Origin of the sequence: Pseudomonas sp. A-1 (assembly GCF_004801855.1) — a bacterium.
In the GTDB taxonomy this organism is placed as follows: domain Bacteria; phylum Pseudomonadota; class Gammaproteobacteria; order Pseudomonadales; family Pseudomonadaceae; genus Geopseudomonas.
The window spans coordinates 1-18779 of the sequence record NZ_SSTC01000053.1; the positions used below are offsets into that span (position 1 = coordinate 1).

Sequence of the window (18779 nt, forward strand, 5' to 3'; positions counted from 1 at the left end):
AGCCGGCGTCGCGCAAGGCGGCGACCTCACGCCCGGCGGCGCCGCGCATTCCCCAGGCGGCGCCGCGGCCGGCGCCGGCCGCCGAGGTGTACCGCTTCTGAGCGGTCGGGTGAGCCCGAAACGACAAGGCCGCGCCGGAGTTCCGGCGCGGCCTTGTCGTTTCGGGGCAGGCGAGGCTCAGGCGTGCTGCAGCATCTGGCCGAGCTGCTGTTCGAGACGCGCCGGCAACGGCTCCTGCAGGCGCTCGATGCAGCTGGCGCCGGCCGGGGAGGCGAGGGTGCGCAGGCGCGCGCGGCTGCGCAGCGCCGGGTCGGCGCCGAGGGCCTGGTCGAGCAGCAGCAGGTTGCGGCTGTGCCGGCAGAGGGTCAGTGCGCTCTGGCTGGCCGGCTGCTGCTGGATGGCTTCCGCCGGCAGGCCGTACAGGCCGTCGCCGCGGCTGAGGGCGAGTTGCAGCTGCAGGGTCAGGCCGCTGTCGGCCACCTCGACCTGCAGGGCATGGCCGAGGGCGCGCAGCAGTTCGCCGCAGCACAGGGCGCGGGTCAGGTAGTCCTCGCCGGACTGGTTGCTGTGGAACAGGATCAGGCTGCTGCCGTCGGCCAGGCGCAGCAGGTGGCCGTGGTGCAGGCGCGCTGCCTGCTCCAGGCAGTCGCGGTAGCGCTGCAGCAGTTCGCGCAGACGCGGCGGCGACAGGCGCCGTTGCAGCTCGTCCTGGCCGCCCAGCTGGGTCGCCAGCACGGCGCTGTGCACCGGTGGCAGGCCGGGGGGCGTGCCCGGCTGCAGATCGTCGGGGTCGAGGCCGAGGGCGTCGGCGTCCAGCTCGAGCTCGTCGCCGTCAGCCCGCGCCGCGGGGCGGCGGGGCGGGGCGGCAGCCGGCCGACCTTCGTCGAGCAGGTTTTCCAGCCCCTCGAACAGTTCGCCATCCTCCGCGTCGTCCAGCATCGGATCCTCCTCGACGGCGGGGCGCGGCGGCACCAGGCGCTGCTGCAGCTGGCGGGCCAGGTCGCCGAGTTCGTCCTGGCGCTCGCTGGCCGGTGCCGGGTCGTCGGGATCGCGCAGCCACAGGCGCAGCTGCAGCAGCGGCATGCTGAGCTTGCCGCCCAGGCGCAGGCTGAGGGTCAGGGTCGCCACCAGCACGATCAGGCCGAGCAGGCCGAAGTTCTGCAGGCCGACGGTGAGCGGCTGGCGGAACTGCTGCATGTCGAGGGTCAGGTGCAGCTGGCCGGCAGCCACCTCCTGGAAGGCGATGGAGGCGGTGAACACGCCCTCGTCGGTGCCGAACAGGCCCGGCTGCGGTCGGCGGCCGGCCTCGGCGATGATGCGGTTGTCGACGCCATGGATCACCACGTGGGCGACCAGCGGGTTTTCGGCGAGCTTGTCGAGCATCACCTTGAGGCTGAGCAGGTCGTTGGACACCAGCAGCTCGGTGGCCGAAGCCACCGCCTGGCGCTTGAGGCTTTCGCCGACCGCCTCGCTCTGCTGCTGCATGACCTCGCGCACCTGCAGGTTGAACAGCCAGGCGAAGGCCAGCATCACCACGCTCACCAGGAGCAGGCTCTGGCTGGCGATGCGCAGGGCGATGGGTACCCGCCGGCGGCGCAGCGCCTGGAACAGGAGGATGAAGAAGTTGTCGGACTTGACGGGCGCGGGCCGGTTCACGAGAGGGGGGCTCGGCTCTGGAAAAGGGAGTGGAAGTATAGCGGGGCCCCGTGCGCACGGGCAAAGCGCGCTGCCAGATGGTGCGCATTCCGGGTAGAATGCCGCACTTTCAGTTCCGCGGAGGTGCGCCGTGCGTGAAATCGTCCTGATCAACATCACCGGGGAGGATCGTCCGGGGCTGACCGCGGCCATCACCGGCGTGCTCGCCCGTGGCGGGGTGAACATCCTCGACATCGGCCAGGCGGTGATCCACGACACCCTGTCGTTCGGCATCCTGGTCGAGATCCCGCACGGCAGCCAGGCGTCCTCGGTGCTCAAGGACGTGCTGTTCACCGGCTACGAGCTGGACCAGCAGGTGCGCTTCACCCCGGTGTCCGAGGCCGACTACCAGCAGTGGGTCGGCGGTCAGGGCAAGGCGCGCCACATCGTCACCCTGCTGACCCGCAAGGTGACCGCCGAGCAACTGCATCGGGTCAGTTCGATCACCGCCAAGTACGGGTTGAACATCGACCACATCGATCGCCTGTCCGGACGCATGCCGCTGGATACGCCGGCCGAGCACGGCAAGGGCTGCATCGAGTTCTCGGTGCGCGGCGAGGCGGCCGATCCGGCGGCGCTGCGCGCCGAATTCCTCAGCGTCGCCCAGGAACTCAACGTCGACATCGCCTTCCAGCAGGACACCATCTTCCGTCGCAACCGCCGCCTGGCGGTGTTCGACATGGACTCGACGCTGATCGAGGCCGAGGTGATCGACGAACTGGCCAAGGCCGCCGGGGTCGGTGCGCAGGTGGCCGAGATCACCGAGCGGGCGATGCGCGGCGAGCTGGATTTCCGCGCCAGCTTCAAGGAGCGCCTGGCGCTGCTCAAGGGGCTGTCCGAGGAGGTGCTGGAAGGCATCGGCGCCTCGCTGCGCCTGACCGAAGGCGCCGAGACCCTGTTCGCCGAGCTCAAGCGCCTGGGCTACAAGACCGCCATCCTCTCCGGCGGCTTCACCTACTTCGCCCGCCAGCTGCAGCAGAAGCTCGGCATCGACTACGTGTTCGCCAACGAGCTGGAGATCGTCGACGGCAAGGTCACCGGCGTGGCGGTGGAGCCGATCGTCGACGCCCAGCGCAAGGCCGACCTGCTGCGCCAGCTCACCGAGCAGGAGGGCCTGCGCCTGGAGCAGACCATCGCCGTCGGCGACGGCGCCAACGACCTGCCGATGCTGGCCATCGCCGGCCTGGGCGTGGCCTTCCGCGCCAAGCCGCTGGTCAAGCAGTCGGCCAAGCAGGCGATCTCCACCCTCGGCCTCGACGGCATCCTCTACCTGCTGGGCTATCGCGACCGCGAAAGCTTCGAGTGAGCGGAGGCCAGCCATGAAAAAACCGCCGTGAGGCGGTTTTTTCGTTCCGGGGCCGGGGCCTTCAGTCTTCGCCGGAGGAGAACTCGTAGTCCATCTTCGGGCTGGGCGCCTGCAGGTACAGGCCCTGCACGTAGTTGACCCCGGTCTGCCACAGGGTGGTCAGCACGCTGGCGTTGTCCACGTTGGGCACCACGGTCAGCTTGGCCTCGTTGTGCAGTCCGGCGATCAGGGTCTTGAGCTTGTCCTGCTGTTCGGCGTCGGAGAGGTCGCGGAGCAGTTCGCTATCGAGCTTGACGAAGTCGACGTTCAGGTGGCGCAGGGTGTTGAACGGGTTGAGCGCCCCGCCGAAGCGGCTGAGCGATACCTTGCAGTGCAGCTCGGCGAGGCCCTTGGTCAGCAGCTTGGCCTGCTTGAGGTAGGCGATCGCATCCGGCTCGCCGAGTTGCAGGATCAGGCTGTCGGCCGGCAGGCGGGCGGCCTTGAGGGCGGCGCTGAGCCAGGGCAGCAGCGCCGGGTCCTGCAGGCTGGCGGCGCCCAGGCCGATGAACAGGCGGGTGTTGTGGCCCCTGGCGCGATGCTCGCCGAGCTGGCGGATGGCGTTGAGCAGCACCCAGCGGTCGACCCGGGCGGCCAGACCGGTCTGCTCGGCGGCGGCGAGGAACTCGGCCGGGGGCACCGCCTCGCCCTGCGGGTTGCGCAGCAGCAGGGACACTTCGTAGTGCTCGCGTTCGTCGCCGTGCAGGCTGATGATCGGCTGGAACAGCAGCTGGAAGCCGTTGCCCTCGATGGCCTGCTGGACCATGGCGACCAGGTTGCCGCGGCTGGCGGCGGCGGCCAGTTCCTCGGCCGGGTCGTAGATGTTGAGGGCGTTGCCGCCGGTCAGTTGGTCGGTGCAGCGCAGGGCGCGCTCGACCACCAGCTGGGCCTGGGCGCTCTGCTCGCTGATGCCGGCCACGCCGATGCTGAAGGTGACCTGCACGCTGCGCCCGCCGATGTCGAACAGGTGGCCTTCGACCTTCTTCAGCAGGGCCTGCAGCGAGGCCTCGGCCTGCGCCGGGGGCTGCGGCAGCAGGGCGGCGAAGCTGTCGTCAGCGAAGCGCGCCAGCTGGGCCTGCTCGCCGAAGTGCTGGCGCAGCAGGGTGGCGCAGTCGGCCAGCAGCAGGTCGCTGTCGGCCAGGCCGATGTCGCCGAGGAGGTTGGCATAGCGGTCGATGCGCAGCAGGGCCAGGCTGGCCGGGCTGCCGGTCTTGACCGCCTGCTGGACGGCGTGGTCGAGCAGCTCGAGGAAGTGCACGCGGTTGTACAGGCCGGTGACCAGATCCTGGCTGCTGATCTCGCGCAGTTTCTCGGCGAGTTCGCTGTTGTCGCTTTCCGCGCGGATCACCACCTGGGTGCAGGGCTCGCCGTCGTAGCTGGCCGGGGAGAAGGTCATGCGTGCGCGGAACTGGCTGCCGTCGTCGCGCACGCCGCCGCACAGCAGTTCGGCATGCTCGTCGCCGTTCTGCTGGTAGGTCTTGAGGAAGTCCTTGAACGCGGCCTGGTCGCTGCCCTGGATCAGGTCGATCATCGGCATGCCGGCGATGTCGTCGGCGTCGCTGTAGCCGAACAGCTCGACGTAGGCGCGGTTGACGTAGATGTGCATGCCGTCGTGGACGTAGGTGATGGCATCCACCGAGCTGTCCAGCAGCAGCTGGCAGCGCCGTTCGGCCTCGCGCAGGGCCACCTCGGCATTGCGCCGGGCGCGGCGCTCCTCGAGGTTGCGCAGCTCGCGCTCGGCGACCAGCAGCAGGCGCTCCTCGTCGCTCGCCGGCACGCCGTCCTGGGCGCCGAGCAGCATGGCCTCGGTGATCGCCTCGCCGTCGTTGTCGGCGACCAGCTGCAGGAAGGGCAGGTCCTTGCCCAGGCGGCGGATGGCGCCGAGGGCTTCGTCGGGCTCGAGGTTTTCGCTGTGGGGGGCGGCGATCAGCAGATCCCAGGTCTGCTGCAGGGCTTCGGCGAGGTCGTCGCTGGAGGTCAGGCGATGGGCGCGGGTGGCGTGGCCGGCGTTGCGGAACAGGCTGATCAGGCGCTCGGCCTCGTTCTGCGAGTCCTCGAGGAGCAGCAGGCGGACGGTTTTCTTTTCGGTGGGCATGGTTGGCCAGGAACCAGCGCCGCAGGGGCGCACAAACGCGGCAGAGGGAAATGCTCGGAAATCTACAAGGACTCCCAGAGCGAGTCAAAGCCAACCGGCTCGCTGTCGCCGGCCAGTCGCAAGGTTGTGACCGGTTTCCCGTCGGCAGGTTCGGTGCGTGGCGCCGGTGCCTCGAGCGGGCGGTACTCGAACTGGTTGAAGCTGCCGCTGAGGGTGTGGCGGCGGGTGAGCTGCACTGCCTGCTCCTTGCCGTCGAGGTTGAGGAAGATCTTCTGCCCCTGCTGGAACGGCAGGGTCGGCGCGATCAGCAGGTCCGGGCGACCCAGTGCCGGGATGGCGCTGAGCAGCAGGCCGCGCAGGTACTGCCCCTGGGGCTTGCCGTCGTTCTGGGGGCGCAGGCCGCAGGGCTTGGCGCGCGGGGCGAGCAGTTCGATGCCGAGCTGCAGGCCGCTGCCGCGGGGCTGGCGGATCCAGCGGATCAGGGCGATGTTCCAGCCACGCTCGCCGGGGTGCTGCAGGCCGATCAGGTCGCCGGTCTGCAACTGGTCGGGCGGCGTGTCGTCCCAGGCCAGGCAGAAGCCGCCGGGGCTGTGGTTGATCACCTGCAGCTGGTGGCGCGGATACTGGCCGCTCTCGTCGGGGGCGTCGCGGCCGGGGGTGTAGTCGATGCTGGGCTGCTGGCGGCGCAGCAGCGCCTCGTTGCGCGAGGCGTCGAAGGCGCGGTTCCACGGGTCGCGCTCGCGTTCGTGGCGCTGGAAGTCGACGCTGACGGCGGTGGCTGGCAGCTGCAGGGTGTCGGCGAAGCTGCGCTGGCCGGCGATGTGGTAGTGCAGCGCGCGGATGCCCAGGCAGGCGCTGAGCGTGCCGCTGCCGGGCATGCGGCTGAAGGCGCGCTCGGCGGGGGCGCTCCAGGCGGTGCACAGGTGCTGCAGCAGGTCGTCGCCGACGCCATGGGGCATGGACAGGCGGCTGCCCTGGCGCTGCACGGTGCCGAGCCGCAGGTAGGTGCGCAGCTCGCCGACCAGGGCCTGCGGGTCGAGGCCGAGCAGCTGCGCGGGGTCCTCGTTGTGCAGCAGGCTGGCGTAGCGCGGCGGGCTGTCGGTGCCCGGGGCGAAGGCGAACAGGCTGCCGGGCAGGCGCGCGTCCTGCAGGACGGCGCGGGGGCTCCACGCCGGCAGCGCTTCGCCGAGCTGGAGGATGGCCTGCTGGCGCAGCTGGTTGCAGCGTGCGCTGCCCAGCAGCAGGCTGGCCAGGTAGCACTGCTCGATGGTCTGTTCGCGGCCGTCGATGCCCGGCAGCGGCAGGCGCTGGAGCTGGCGGGCGGCGGCGGCGCGGTAGAGCTGGTGCAGCTCCAGCCAGAAACCCTGGCTGGGCGGCATGTAGAGCAGGCTGAACTGGCAGAGCATCTGGTACAGCGCGTGCTGGCCCAGCAACAGGGCGCGGGCGCACAGCTGGCGGCTGGCATCGCTGGGCGGCAGGGCCAGCGCCTCGCTGGCGGTCAGCTTGGCGGCGCGCGCCAGCTGCTGCTGCAGGGTCTGGCACAGGGCGGCGATCTGCTGGCGGCGCTCGTCGAGGATCACCACCGGGCTGCGCAGGTGCTTCTGCAGCTGGCCGCAGATGAACAGCACCTCCGGCTCGAGCAGCTCGAGCAACTGCTGGCGGTTGGCCGGCGGCGTGCGCAGGCGGTTGAGTTCCTGCAGGGCGGTATACAGGCGGCGGGCGGTTTCGCCGAGGTTGGCCTTGGGCAGCTCGGCGATCCAGCCGCGCAGCGCCGCCGGCTGCGCCGCGGCGAAGGACAGGCTGGCCAGGTCCGGCGGTGTGACGCGCAACAGGTCGTAGGAGGAGTGCAGGTCCATGGTGTCTCGCTCGGAACAGGGAATGCGGGCTCAACCCTGGGCGCGGCCGCCGGCGCGCTAGCGTTCAGTCTAGCCGAAAAGCCTGCCTGGCCGTTGATCTGCGGCAGGTTGTCGCTGCGCCCTGCCGCACCGGGGCGGGCCTCAGCCCGGCAGGCCCAGTTGCTGGCCCATGCGCAGCGGGCTGCCGGCGCTCAGGCCCTCGGCCCAGCGTACCTGCTCGGGACCGAACAGCACGATGGCGGTGGAACCGAGCTTGAAGCGGCCGAGCTCGGCGCCCTTCTCCAGGTGGATGGGCTGCTGCACCGCAGGACCGTAGCGGAAGTGCCTGAGCGCGCGTTTCGGCGGAGTGACCAGGCCGGCCCACACCGTCTCGACGCTGGCGACGATCATCGCGCCGACCAGCACCACGGCCATCGGCCCGCGCTCGGTGTCGAACAGGCAGACCACCCGCTCGTTGCGGGCGAACAGCTCGGGTACGTTTTCGGCAGTGAAGCCGTTGACCGAGAACAGCCGGCCCGGCACGTAGACCATTTCCCTCAACGTCCCCGCCAGCGGCATGTGCACGCGGTGGTAGTCCCTGGGCGACAGGTAGACGGTGGCGAACTGGCCGCCCATGAAGGGCGCGGCCATCTCGGCGTCGCCGCCGAGCAGTTCGAGTACGCTGAAGCTATGGCCCTTGGCCTGGAAGATGCGGCCGTGCTCGATCGGACCGAGCTGGCTGATGGCGCCGTCGGCCGGACTGAGGATGGCGCCGGGGGTGGCGTCCAGCGGCCGGGTGCCCTCGCGCAGGGCGCGGGTGAAGAAGGCGTTGAAGTGCTCGTAGGCGTGCGGGTTGCCGACCTCGGCCTCGCTCATGTCGACCTGGTAGCGACGCACGAACCAGCTGATCAGCGGGTTCTTGAACCAGTCGGCGCGGCACTCGGCGGCCATGCCGATCAGTCGCGACAGGGCGTGGTGCGGCAGCAGGTACTGGCCGAGGAGAAACAGGCGTTCTTTGGGAGTCATGGGCGGGTCCTTAGCATTCCACCGGCGTGTCGGGATGGTTGCCCCATTCCGACCAGGAGCCGGCGTAGGCCTTGATGTTCGGGTAGCCGAGCGCGCGCATCGCCAGGTAGGTGAAGCCGGAGCGGCGGTGGGTCTGGCAGTGGGTGACGATGGTCTTGTCCGGAGTGATGCCGCGGGCGGCGAGCAGTTCGCGCAGGTCCGCGCGCAGGCGCAGGGCGCGGGCCGGATCCTGGCAGTCGGTCCAGTTCAGGTTGATGGCGCCGGGGATGTGTCCGCCCCTGGCCGCCAGCACCTTCTCGCCGCGGTACTCCTCGGGCGAGCGGGCGTCCCAGATCAGCAGGTCGTCGTCGTGCAGGTGCGCGAGGAGGTACTCGCGGCTGGCCAGCACGTCGGCCACCGGCTGCACGGCGACCGGGGCGCCGACCGGCGCCGGCACCGCGCCGGACAGTTCGCGGCCCTCGGCCAGCCAGGCCTGCAGGCCGCCGTTCAGGTGGTGCCAGCGGCGGTGGCCGATCAGGTCGAGCAGCCAGCCGAAACGCCCGGCCCAGGGGCCGCCCTCGTCGTCGTAGAGCACGTAGACGGCGTCGGCGCGGTGGCCCAGCTCGCCGAGCAGCGCCTGGAAGTCGCTCCACACCGGCAGCAGCCCGGGCGCCGGCGGCTGGCCGAGCTGGGTGCGCCGGGTGTCGACGTGCCGCGCGCCGGGGATGTGCCCCTCGGCATAGCGGGCGGCGGGGGTCAGGTCGACCAGGATCAGCTCCGGCGCGTTCAGGCGGCTGGCCAGTTCGGCCGGCTCGATCAGCAGCGGCAGGTCGGAGAAGGCGAACATGACGGGCTCCGGTGGCGTGGGAAAAACAGGAGTGTACTGAAATGCGGCGGCTGGCCGTAGGGCGATTGTCCACCAGTCAGGCTGCGGCGTGAGTCGACAGAAAACCGCGGCGCGGGTTTTCTACCCTACGGCTTTGCCGCTGCACGCCCACCCGTCCTCAATACTCGTCCTTGGGCAGGCTGGCGAGGATATGCCGGTAGCTGGCCAGGCGCTGCGGATGGATGCGGCCGTCCTCCAGCGCCTGCAGCAGCGCGCAGCCGGGCTCGCGGTCGTGCTGGCAGTCGCGGAAGCGGCAGCGGCCGATGAGCTCGCGGAATTCGACGAAGCCGTCCTCGACGTCGGCGCGGGTGACGTGGCCGAGGCTGAACTCGCGGATGCCGGGCGAGTCGATCAGCTCGCCGCCGCCGGGGAAGTGGAACAGCCGCGCGGTGGTGGTGGTGTGGGTGCCCTTGCCGGTCAGTTCGGACAGGGCGCCGACGCGCAGGTCGACGCCCGGCAGCAGGGCGTTGACCAGCGACGACTTGCCCACCCCGGACTGGCCGACGAACACGCTGACCCGGCCGTCCAGCGCCGCGCGCAGCTCGTCCATGGCGTTGCCGTTGTGCGCCGAGACTTCCAGCAGCGGATAGTCGAGGGCGCGGTACACGTCGAGCAGGGCGTCCAGCTTGGCCGCGTTGGCCTCGTCGATCAGGTCGGCCTTGTTCATCAGCAGCAGCGGGCGGATGCCGGCGTGGTCGGCGGCGATCAGGTAGCGGTCGATCAGGTTGGCGTGCGGCTCGGGCAGCGGGGCGAAGACGATGACGATCTGGTCGACGTTGGCCGCCACCGGCTTGAGCACGCCGCGCATGTCCGGGCGGCACAGCTCGGAGGCGCGCGGCAGCTGGGCGACGATCACGCCGATGCCCTGGTTGCCGGCGCGCCACACCACGCGGTCGCCGGTGACCAGCGCCGGCAGGTTGGCGCGCAGGTGGCAGCGGAACACCTGGCCGGCCAGCTCGCCGTCGAGCGCCTCGACCTCGACCTGCACGCCGAAGTGGGCGATCACCAGGCCGTTCTGCTCGGGGCCGAGGTCGCCGCCCTCCAGCTCCTCGACCGCGCGCGACTCGCGCTTGGCGGCGCGGGCGGCGCGTTCTTCCTGGATCTTCTCGATGCGCCAGCTCTGCCGGCGGGTCAGTTGGCGTTTGGCCATGATGCGTCCGTGGGTGAATTCCGGCGGCGAGTCTAGCACGCCCGTGGGCAGCGGGATGCCGGGTGCGGCCTGCTAGAATGCGCGGATCAACCGAGGACTCCCGCCATGCAGAACCCGCAGAACCTGATCTGGATCGACCTGGAAATGACCGGCCTCGATCCCGAGACCGACGTCATCATCGAGATGGCCACCATAGTCACCGACGCCCAGCTCAACGTGCTGGCCGAGGGCCCGGCCCTGGTGATCCACCAGAGCGACGCGGTGCTGGCCGGCATGAATCCCTGGTGCGTCGAGCAGCACGGCAAGAGCGGGCTGACCCAGCGGGTGCGCGACAGCCGGCTGAGCGAGGCCGAGGCCGAGGAGCAGACCATCGCCTTCCTCCAGCAGTGGGTGCCGGCCGGGGTGTCGCCGATGTGCGGCAACAGCATCGGCCAGGACCGTCGCTTCCTCGCCCGCTACATGCCGCAGCTGGAGGCCTTCTTCCACTATCGCAACATCGACGTCTCCACCCTCAAGGAGCTGGCCGCGCGCTGGGCGCCGGCGGTCAAGGAATCCTTCGTCAAGCAGGGCAGCCACCTGGCGCTGGACGACATCCGCGAGTCGATCGCCGAGCTGCGCCACTACCGCGAGCACTTCATTCGCTGCTGACCGGCGTTTCGGCCGCGGCCGCCGTGCGCGCCAGCAGCTCGCCCATCGCCTGCGCGTTCAGCGGTCGCGACAGGCGATAACCCTGGCCGTGGCGGCAGCCGTGCCAGCGCAGGAAGTCGTGCTGGGCGGCGGTCTCGATGCCCTCGGCGATGCAGGTCATGCCCAGCGCGTGGGCCATGCCGATGATGGCGACGGTGAGCGCGGCATAGTCGTCGCAGTCCGGCAGGTCGCTGATGAACGAGCGGTCGATCTTCAGGGTGTCCAGCTTGAAGTGCTTGAGGTAGCTCAGCGACGAGTAGCCGGTGCCGAAGTCGTCCATCGCCAGGCGCACGCCCTGCGCCTTGAGGCGCTGCAGGGTGGCCTGCACCTGTTCGAGGTTTTCCGCCAGCACGCTCTCGGTCAGTTCCAGCTCCAGCAGCCACGCCGACAGGCCGCTGCGCGCCAGGGTGCGCTGCACCACCTCGGCCAGATCGCCGTGGCGGAACTGCAGCGCCGAGACGTTCACCGCCACGCGCAGCGGCGGCAGCCCGGCGGCCTGCCAGGCCATCGCCTGGCGGCACGCCTCGTTGAGCGCCCAGGCGCCCAGCGGCAGGATCAGCCCGCTGTCCTCGGCGATGGGGATGAACTTGTCCGGCGGCACCTGGCCGAGCACCGGGTTGTGCCAGCGCAGCAGCGCCTCGCAGCCGCTCAGGCGGCCGCTGGCCAGATCGTACTGCGGCTGGTAGTGCAGGCTCAGCTCGTCGCGCACCAGCGCCTGGCGCAGGCGGTTCTCCAGCTCGAGGTGCTCGCGCACCCGGGTGTTCATCGCCGCGGCGAAGAACTGGAAGTTGTTCCGCCCCGCCGCCTTGGCGTGATACATCGCCGTGTCGGCGTTCTTCAGCAGGGTCTCCACGTCCTCGCCATCGGCCGGGCAGAGGGCGATGCCGATGCTCGGGGTGACCGCCAGCTCGTGCTCGCCGACGCTGTAGTGGCCGCTGCAGGCCTGCAGCAGCGCCTGCGCCACCTGGGCCGCCTGGCCGGCCTGGGTCAGCCCCTCCAGCAGGATGACGAACTCGTCGCCGCCCAGGCGACTGACCGTGTTGCCGGCGCGTACCGCGCCCGACAGGCGCTGCGCCACCTGGATCAGCAGGCCGTCGCCGACGGCGTGGCCGAGCGAGTCGTTGATGTTCTTGAAGCGGTCGAGGTCGATGAACAGCACGGCCAGCTGCAGGTCGTCGCGGCGGGCGCGGGCCACGGCCTCGGTGAGGCGGGCGAGCAGGCGGGCGCGGTTGGGCAGCTGGGTCAGCGGGTCGGTTTCCGCCTGCTGGCGCAGACGGACCTGGCCGGCGGCGATGTCCGCCTGGTAGCGCGCGAAGCGGTGCGTCAGCCAGCGCGACAGGCCGACTGCCAGGCCGAGGGCCAGCAGCATCACCAGCAGCAGGGCCTGGGCGGTGGTGCGGAAGTCCTGGTGCAGGCTCTGTTCGAGCTTGCGCTGGCGCTCGGCCAGTCCCGTCTCCAGGTCGTCGAGGTAGACGCCGCTGACCAGGATCCAGTCCCAGGCCTCCAGGTTGCTGACCAGCGCCAGCTTGCTGCTCAGCTGCGGGTTGCTGAGGCCGCGCCACTGGTAGCGGGTGAGGCCGCCGCCGTTGCGGCTGGCCTCGAGGATGCGCTGGATCACCGCCTGCTCCTCGGTCGGCAGCTCGTCGACGTAGCGCCCCTCGGCTGCCGGGTTGCTCGGCGACAGCAGCACCCGGCCGTCGCGGTGGATCACCGCGATGTAGCCGTTGGCGCCGATGCGGGTGGCGCGCAGCTGGCGCAGGGCCTGCTGCTGCAGCTGCTGCTCGACCTTGTAGAGGTATTCGCCGGTGCCGATCAGCCAGCCGAACGGCTCGAACACCCGTGCGTAGGCGATCTTCTCGGCCATTTCGTCGGGCTTGCCCGGGGCGTACCAGCGGTAGCGGGTGAAGCCGTGCTGCTGCGGGTTGTCCACCGCCGCCAGCAGGTCGCGCATGATGGGGCGGCCGTCGACATCGTGGTTGTCGAGCAGCGAACGCCCCTCGCGCTCGGGGTTGATCGGCAGCAGCACGCAGTTGCCGGCCAGGTCGTCGATGAAGAAGTAGCCGCTGCCGTCGAAGAAGCGCAGCGGGCGGAGGGTGTCGACGATCAGCCGGCGGATCTCGTCTTCCGTGCGGCGCCCCCGTTCGCGGCGGTAGATGGCCTCGGCGATCTGCACGGCATGGTCGACCTGCTGGCGCAGGTCGCGCTTGAGCACGGCCTCGCTGCTCTGGCGCAACTGGTCGAGCTGGTCGTGCAGGGTGGTCAGCGAGGACTCGAGGATGGCCTCCTGCTGGCGCAGTTCGGCGGCCTCGAGGGCCAGGCTGTCGGCGCGGAAGTTGCGCGTCTGCTGCAGGGTGAAGTAGCTGCCCAGGGCGAGGGTCAGGACGAACACCAGCGCCAGCATGCCGAACAGCTGCAGGCGCAGGAGATTGTTGTCGGTCATCGCCATGGGGCGCGCACCTTGCTCGGAAGGATTCCAGTCCCTGGTCAGCCGCAGCTCAGCGCGGTAGCCGGTGTTCGTCGAACTGTCCAGCCGCGCAGTCCGATTCGGACCGACGGCTGGCGGTTTTGTGGCTGGGTTCGCATTCTAGTGGGAGCACCGGATTTCGCCCAGCGGCCAATGGTCGAGGTTTCCAGGCTCAACCGTAGCGCTTGTGCGCCTCGATGGCCAGACCGCTGCCGATACCGCCGAAGCGGTTGCCTTCGACCGGGCGGGCATTGGGCAGCAGGGCGGCGACGCTCGCGCGCAGGGCCGGGATGCCGCTGGAGCCGCCGGTGAAGAACAGGGTGTCGACCTGTTCGGCACTCACCCCGGCGTCCGCCAGCAGGCGGTCGATGCCGGCGTCGATGCGTGCCAGCGAGGTGGCGATGGACTCCTCGAACAGCGGGCGGGTCAGGGTGGCGGCCAGTCCCGCCTCGACCCGGGTGAAATCGATGGTGCGGCTGGCCTGCTCGGTGAGGGCGATCTTGCTGTCCTCCACCTCGATGGCCAGCCAGTGGCCGGCGCGCTGTTCGATCAGGCGCAGCAGGCGGTCGATGCCGGTCGGGTCCTGGATGTCGTAGCGCATGCTTTCCAGGGCGATCCGCGACTTCTGCGCGTAGACCGCGTTGATGGTGTGCCAGGTGGCCAGGTTGATGTGGTGGCTGGTCGGCATCAGCGCGTCGCTCTTCATCCGGCTGCCGTAGCCGAACAGCGGCATCACCCCGGCCAGGCTGAGCTGGCGGTCGAAGTCGGTGCCGCCGATGTGCACGCCGCCGGTGGCGAGGATGTCGTCCTGGCGCTCGGCCAGGGCGCGGCGCGCGGGCGAGAGACGCACCAGCGAGAAGTCCGAGGTGCCGCCGCCGATGTCGACGATCAGCACCAGTTCCTCGCGGTCGATGCCGGCCTCGTAGTCGAAGGCCGCGGCGATCGGCTCGTACTGGAAGGAGATGTCCCTGAAGCCCAGGTCGCGGGCCACCTGCATCAGGGTGTCGGCGGCCTCGCGGTCGGCGGCGGGGTCGTCGTCGACGAAGAACACCGGGCGGCCCAGCACCACCTGCTCGAACGGCCGGCCGGCCTCGGCCTCGGCACGCTGCTTCAGCTCGCCGAGGAACAGGCCGAGGATCTGGGTGAACGGCAGGGCGCTGCCCAGCACGGTGGTGGCGCTGCCCAGCAGCGGCGAGCCGAGCAGGCTCTTCAGCGAGCGCATCAGGCGCCCCTCGTAGCCGTCCAGGTATTCGCCCAGCGCCTGGCGGCCGAACGCCGGGCGCTGCTCCTCGAAGTTGAAGAACAGCACCGAGGGCAGGGTGTCCTTGCCGTCTTCCAGGGCGATCAGGTTGCCCTGACCGGGCCGCAGCCAGCCGACGGTGGAGTTGGAGGTGCCGAAGTCGATGCCGCAGGCGCGGGCAGGCGAGGCGAGGGTCATGGGAAGCGGCTCCGGAAAAAACGGCCGCGCATTCTATGCGAGAGCGGCGCCGAATGGGCGCCGCTCCGTCGATTTCAGTGCTTGTCGCGGTGATGCGCCGCCATGATCTCCTCCAGGCTCAGCCCGGTGAGGTCGTGGATGGTGCGCCACAGGTAGTAGAGGATCGCCATCATCATCAGCATCGAGGGGATGGCGATCATCGGGTAGCTGAGCAGGTTCATGTGCGCCAGCTCGGCGTTGAACGCCTCGCTGCCGGCCGGGCTGGTGACCAGCCAGCGGGCGAGGATGTAGTTCATCGCCGCGGAGAAGAAGAAGGTGCCGCTCAGCCACCAGGTGGCCTTGAGCAGGCGCCGCTCGAAGGCGGCGGTCTGCCCGCGGGCATCCAGCTGCTGCTGGATGCGTTCCACGTCGAGCACGTTCCTGTTGTACAGCAGGCTGTAGATCAGCGGCTTGCTGGTGCGGGTGGAGAACAGCACGGCCAGGCCGATGATGCCGGGGATGGTCGCCTCCTTGACCGCCAGCCAGCGGCTGTCCAGCTGCAGCAGGCCGATGCCGCCGGTGAGCAGCACGCTGGCCAGGCCCAGCAGGGCGATGAAGTTGAACTTGCGGTAGCGCAGCAGCTCGAAGGCGCCCCAGCCCAGCGGGAAGGCCAGGGCCAGCGCCAGCGCGCCGTCGGCGCCGAGGCGCTCGGGGCTGCTCAGTTTCATCAGCACCAGCGAGGGCAGCAGGATGCTCACCGCCAGGTCGACCAGCGGGCGCGGCTTGTGGGTGGGGCGGGAGGCGTCGGTCATGCTTTGCGTCTTGTCCATCGGGAGTCTTGGGGTGCCGGCCAGCGGCTTGGTGAGGAGCGCCACGATACCGCAGAGCGGCTCAGGCGTCCTTCTGCCGGGTGCCGAAGATCTTGTCGCCGGCATCGCCCAGGCCGGGAATGATGTAGCCGTGCTCGTTGAGGCGCTCGTCGATCGAGGCGGTGTAGATGCGCACCTCCGGGTGCGCCGCGGTCACCGCGGCGATGCCTTCCGGCGCGGCGACCAGCACCAGGGCGCGGATCTCCCGGCAGCCGGCCTTCTTCAGCATGTCGATGGTGGCGATCAGCGAGCCGCCGGTGGCCAGCATCGGATCGACGATCATCGCCAGGCGGCGGTCGATTTCCGGCACCAGCTTCTCCAGGTAGGTCTGCGCCTCGAGGGTCTCCTCGTTGCGCGCCAGGCCGATGACGCTGACCTTGGCGCTGGGGATCAGGCTGAGCACGCCGTCGAGCATGCCGATGCCGGCGCGCAGGATCGGCACCACGGTGATCTTCTTGCCGGCGATGCGCTCGACCTGGACCGCGCCGCACCAGCCCTCGATGGTCTGGTCCTCCAGCGGCAGATCCTGGGTGGCCTCGTAGGTCAGCAGGGCGCCGAGTTCCTGGGCCAGCTCGCGGAAATTCTTCGTGCTGATGTCGGCGCGGCGCATCAGGCCGAGCTTGTGGCGGATCAGCGGATGACGAATCTCGTGCACGGGCATGGGCAGGCTCTCCGGCGGCAGGCGGGCAGGGATGGCATAGAGTAAAGCATCCGCCGCCGGCGGCCGAGTGCCGGCGCACTGGCGGCCGTCCGCCGAGACTTGCCGGCCGGCCGGCTGGCCGGTACCTTTCGCCCCTTTGCCCGCCCGGGCCCACCTCCGGAGACCTGCCATGTCCGTCGATCTCGCCCACATCCGCCAGGTGATGGCGGAAGCCGACTGCCTGTACACCGCCGAGCAACTGGACGCCGCCATCGCGCGGATGGCCGGGCAGATCGGTACCGACCTCGCCGAGCGTAATCCGCTTGTGTTCTGCGTGATGAACGGCGGGCTGATCTTCGCCGGCAAGCTGCTGCCGCTGCTGGACTTCCCGCTGGAGGTGTCCTACCTGCACGCCACCCGCTACCGCGGCGAGACCAGCGGCGGCGAGCTGTTCTGGAAAGCCAAGCCGGAAATGTCGCTGATCGACCGCGACGTGCTGATCGTCGACGACATCTTCGACGAGGGCCACACCCTGGCCGCCATCGTCGACTACTGCAAGCACGCCGGCGCTCGCGCGGTGCACACCGCGGTGCTGATCGACAAGGAGCACGACCGCAAGGCCAGCCCGGACATGGACGCCAGCTACGTCGGCCTGCCCTGCGTCGATCGCTACATCTTCGGCTACGGCATGGACTACAAGGGCTACTGGCGCAACGCGCCGGGGATCTACGCGGTCAAGGGCATGTGAGGCCCTTGGTAGGGTGGGTCAGCCGCGCAGCGGCGTAAAACCCACCACCGCGACCGCGAGGTCGCGCATGGTAGTGCCAGGCCTGCGGCCTGGTTGGTGGATTACGGCCTGCGGCCTAATCCACCCTACGCGGAGCCGGCGACCGCCGCCTCCGCTTTCTCCTCCCGCTCCGCCAGCCAGCGCAGCGCCTTGCCGCGCGCCTGATCCAGGTCGCGCACGTAGGCCAGCTGGTGGCTGTGCAGGTGGATGCCGGCGCGGCGCAGTTGCAGGCGCACCCGCGAGCTGGTGCCGCTGAAGATCAGGCCGACGCCGTGGTGGCGGAAGTCGCGCAGCACGGTGTCCAGTGCCGCCAGCGCGGTCATGTCCAGCAGCGGCACCGCGCTGAGGTCGACGATCACCACCTTCACCCCCGGGGTGAAGCGGCGCAGGGTGTTCAGCGCCTTCTCCGCCGCGCCGAAGAACAGCGGGCCGCGGATCGCGTAGGCCGCCACGTGCTCGGGCAGGTCGCCGAGCGCCTGGTGGAAGTGCCGCGGCAGCGGCGCCGCGTCGGTCAGTGCGCTCATCTGGCGGATGAACAGGCCGGCGGCCAGCAGCAGGCCGGCGCCCACCGCCAGCACCATGTCGAATGCCACGGTCAGCACCAGGCAGGTGAGCAGCACCAGCACGTCGCTGCGCGGGGCGATGCGCAGGGTGTGCACCACGTGCGGCGCCTCGGCCATGTTCCACGCCACCATCAAGAGCAGCGCGGCCAGCGCGGCCATCGGCAGGTAGCTGAACAGCGGCGCCAGCAGCAGCATGGCGGCGAGCACCACGCCGGCATGGATGATCGCCGCCAGCGGCGAGAAGGCGCCGGCGCGCACGCTGGCGGCGCTGCGGGCGATCGCCGCGGTGGCGGTAATGCCGCCGAACAGCGGGGCGATCAGGTTGCCCAGGCCCTGGCCGATCAGCTCGCCGTTGGGATCGTGCTTGCTGCCGGTCATACCGTCGGCGACCACCGCGCAGAGCAGCGACTCGATGGCGCCGAGCATGGCGATGGCCATCGCCGGGGCCAGCAGCTCGCGGACCAGCGCGAGACTCAGCGGCGCGGCGTCCGGCAACTGCCAGGGCAGGGCGAATCCCGGCAGGTAGGGCGGGATGCCCGGGTGGGTCACGCCATCGAGGCTGTAGCTGAAGCGCTCGCCGAGGGTGGCGACACCGAGGCCGGCCAGCTCCAGCAAGAGGCCGAGCAGGGTGCCGACCGCCAGTGCGGCGAGGTGGCCGGGAACCTTCGGCACCAGGCGCGGCCAGGCGATCAGCACGCCGAGGGTGACGGCGGCGACCAGCGCGTCACCGAGGTGCGCGGTGGGCAGGGCCAGCGCCAGGTCGTACATCTGCTCGGGGAAGTGCGCGGCGCTGCCGGTCACCGTCAGGCCGAGGGCGTCCTTGAGCTGCAGGCCGGCGATGACCACGCCGATGCCGGCGGTGAAGCCGAGGGTCACCGGGTAGGGCACGAACTGGATCAGCCGGCCGGCCTTGAGCAGGCCGAGGGCGATCAGGATCGCCCCGGCGAGCATGCTGCACAGCAGCAGGCCGGACAGGCCGTGCTGCTGGACGATGGGCAGCAGGATCACCACGAAGGCGGCGGTGGGGCCGGAGATGTTGAAGCGCGAGCCGCCGGTCAGGGCGATCAGCGGCGCGGCGATCAGCACGGTGTACAGGCCATGCTGCGGTGGTGCGCCCACGGCGATGGCCAAGGCCATGGCCAGCGGGATGGCGATGATGCCGACGGTGAGACCGGCGAGGATGTCGCCGCGCAGGGCGCGGCGGTCGTAGCCGGCGCGCAGGGCCTGGCGCCAGGCGGTGAACAGCGGAACGCGCGCGAGCCGGGACATTCTTCTACTCCGTTATATTTCCCCACTTCATAAGAGGGTAAGCCGTTTGCCGGTGAACGGCTATCGGACGGAGGT

14 protein-coding genes are annotated in these 18779 nt (G+C 70.3%); 3 read left to right on the top strand and 11 right to left on the bottom strand.

Annotated elements, in window-relative coordinates:
- Positions 1 to 177 precede the first annotated feature (177 nt).
- A complete protein-coding gene (locus E5198_RS13400) occupies positions 178 to 1656 on the bottom strand; it encodes a histidine kinase (protein WP_136490498.1) in 1479 nt (492 codons plus the stop codon).
- Positions 1657 to 1786: 130 nt separating this feature from the next.
- Here E5198_RS13400 and serB point away from each other — a divergent pair, with 130 nt between their 5' ends.
- Positions 1787 to 3001: a phosphoserine phosphatase SerB gene (gene serB / locus E5198_RS13405; RefSeq protein WP_136490499.1), complete on the top strand. Its 1215-nt coding sequence runs from the start codon at positions 1787 to 1789 to the stop codon at positions 2999 to 3001.
- A gap of 61 nt (positions 3002 to 3062) precedes the next feature.
- Here the strand turns inward: serB and E5198_RS13410 are convergent, their stop codons facing one another.
- The 5 genes from E5198_RS13410 to rsgA form a co-directional block, all read right to left on the bottom strand.
- A complete protein-coding gene (locus E5198_RS13410; protein WP_136490500.1) occupies positions 3063 to 5132 on the bottom strand; it encodes an EAL domain-containing protein in 2070 nt (689 codons plus the stop codon).
- 62 nt (positions 5133 to 5194) lie between these two features.
- The gene (locus E5198_RS13415) at positions 5195 to 6988 is read right to left on the bottom strand and encodes a molecular chaperone (RefSeq protein ID WP_136490501.1); all 1794 of its coding nucleotides are present in this window, start codon (positions 6986 to 6988) and stop codon (positions 5195 to 5197) included.
- Between the two features lie 141 nt (positions 6989 to 7129).
- Positions 7130 to 7993 carry an archaetidylserine decarboxylase gene (gene asd / locus E5198_RS13420; protein WP_136490502.1) on the bottom strand — a complete coding sequence of 288 codons (864 nt, stop codon included), beginning with the start codon at positions 7991 to 7993 and terminating at the stop codon, positions 7130 to 7132.
- A gap of 10 nt (positions 7994 to 8003) precedes the next feature.
- Positions 8004 to 8819, bottom strand: coding sequence for a rhodanese-like domain-containing protein (locus tag E5198_RS13425; protein ID WP_136490503.1), 816 nt, complete (start codon positions 8817 to 8819; stop codon positions 8004 to 8006).
- A 157-nt stretch (positions 8820 to 8976) separates the two neighbouring features.
- Entirely contained in the window at positions 8977 to 10008 is a 1032-nt protein-coding gene (gene rsgA, locus E5198_RS13430; RefSeq protein ID WP_136490504.1) for a small ribosomal subunit biogenesis GTPase RsgA, read from the bottom strand.
- Between the two features lie 105 nt (positions 10009 to 10113).
- Between rsgA and orn the strand changes: the two genes are divergently transcribed.
- Positions 10114 to 10656, top strand: coding sequence for an oligoribonuclease (gene orn / locus E5198_RS13435; protein WP_136490505.1), 543 nt, complete (start codon positions 10114 to 10116; stop codon positions 10654 to 10656).
- Here the strand turns inward: orn and E5198_RS13440 are convergent.
- The 4 genes from E5198_RS13440 to upp form a co-directional block, all read right to left on the bottom strand.
- Entirely contained in the window at positions 10643 to 13141 is a 2499-nt protein-coding gene (locus tag E5198_RS13440) for a cache domain-containing protein (protein ID WP_136490506.1), read from the bottom strand. The genes orn and E5198_RS13440 overlap by 14 nt on opposite strands.
- A 190-nt stretch (positions 13142 to 13331) precedes the next feature.
- Complete coding sequence (locus E5198_RS13445; RefSeq protein WP_136490507.1) at positions 13332 to 14597, bottom strand: Hsp70 family protein; 1266 nt, start codon at positions 14595 to 14597, stop codon at positions 13332 to 13334.
- Positions 14598 to 14671: 74 nt separating this feature from the next.
- A complete protein-coding gene (locus E5198_RS13450; protein WP_178084073.1) occupies positions 14672 to 15388 on the bottom strand; it encodes a VC0807 family protein in 717 nt (238 codons plus the stop codon).
- 79 nt (positions 15389 to 15467) lie between these two features.
- A complete protein-coding gene (gene upp, locus E5198_RS13455) occupies positions 15468 to 16106 on the bottom strand; it encodes a uracil phosphoribosyltransferase (protein ID WP_136490509.1) in 639 nt (212 codons plus the stop codon).
- 169 nt (positions 16107 to 16275) lie between these two features.
- Here upp and E5198_RS13460 point away from each other — a divergent pair, with 169 nt between their 5' ends.
- Positions 16276 to 16833 carry a hypoxanthine-guanine phosphoribosyltransferase gene (locus E5198_RS13460; protein ID WP_136490510.1) on the top strand — a complete coding sequence of 186 codons (558 nt, stop codon included), beginning with the start codon at positions 16276 to 16278 and terminating at the stop codon, positions 16831 to 16833.
- A 125-nt stretch (positions 16834 to 16958) separates the two neighbouring features.
- Here the strand turns inward: E5198_RS13460 and dauA are convergent, their stop codons facing one another.
- Positions 16959 to 18704, bottom strand: a complete 1746-nt coding sequence (dauA, locus tag E5198_RS13465) for a C4-dicarboxylic acid transporter DauA (RefSeq protein ID WP_136490511.1) — start codon at positions 18702 to 18704, stop codon at positions 16959 to 16961.
- Positions 18705 to 18779: the final 75 nt, after the last annotated feature.

Bases quoted from the DNA above. Each gene is read 5' to 3' on its own strand.
- upp (WP_136490509.1), bottom strand. From the start codon at position 16,106: ATGCCCGTGCACGAGATTCGTCATCCGCTGATCCGCCACAAGCTCGGC.
- E5198_RS13410 (WP_136490500.1), bottom strand. From the start codon at position 5,132: ATGCCCACCGAAAAGAAAACCGTCCGCCTGCTGCTCCTCGAGGACTCG.
- asd (WP_136490502.1), bottom strand. From the start codon at position 7,993: ATGACTCCCAAAGAACGCCTGTTTCTCCTCGGCCAGTACCTGCTGCCG.
- E5198_RS13440 (WP_136490506.1), bottom strand. From the start codon at position 13,141: ATGGCGATGACCGACAACAATCTCCTGCGCCTGCAGCTGTTCGGCATG.
- E5198_RS13460 (WP_136490510.1), top strand. From the start codon at position 16,276: ATGTCCGTCGATCTCGCCCACATCCGCCAGGTGATGGCGGAAGCCGAC.
- E5198_RS13445 (WP_136490507.1), bottom strand. From the start codon at position 14,597: ATGACCCTCGCCTCGCCTGCCCGCGCCTGCGGCATCGACTTCGGCACC.
- orn (WP_136490505.1), top strand. From the start codon at position 10,114: ATGCAGAACCCGCAGAACCTGATCTGGATCGACCTGGAAATGACCGGC.
- E5198_RS13415 (WP_136490501.1), bottom strand. From the start codon at position 6,988: ATGGACCTGCACTCCTCCTACGACCTGTTGCGCGTCACACCGCCGGAC.
- E5198_RS13425 (WP_136490503.1), bottom strand. From the start codon at position 8,819: ATGTTCGCCTTCTCCGACCTGCCGCTGCTGATCGAGCCGGCCGAACTG.
- dauA (WP_136490511.1), bottom strand. From the start codon at position 18,704: ATGTCCCGGCTCGCGCGCGTTCCGCTGTTCACCGCCTGGCGCCAGGCC.
- rsgA (WP_136490504.1), bottom strand. From the start codon at position 10,008: ATGGCCAAACGCCAACTGACCCGCCGGCAGAGCTGGCGCATCGAGAAG.
- E5198_RS13450 (WP_178084073.1), bottom strand. From the start codon at position 15,388: ATGACCGACGCCTCCCGCCCCACCCACAAGCCGCGCCCGCTGGTCGAC.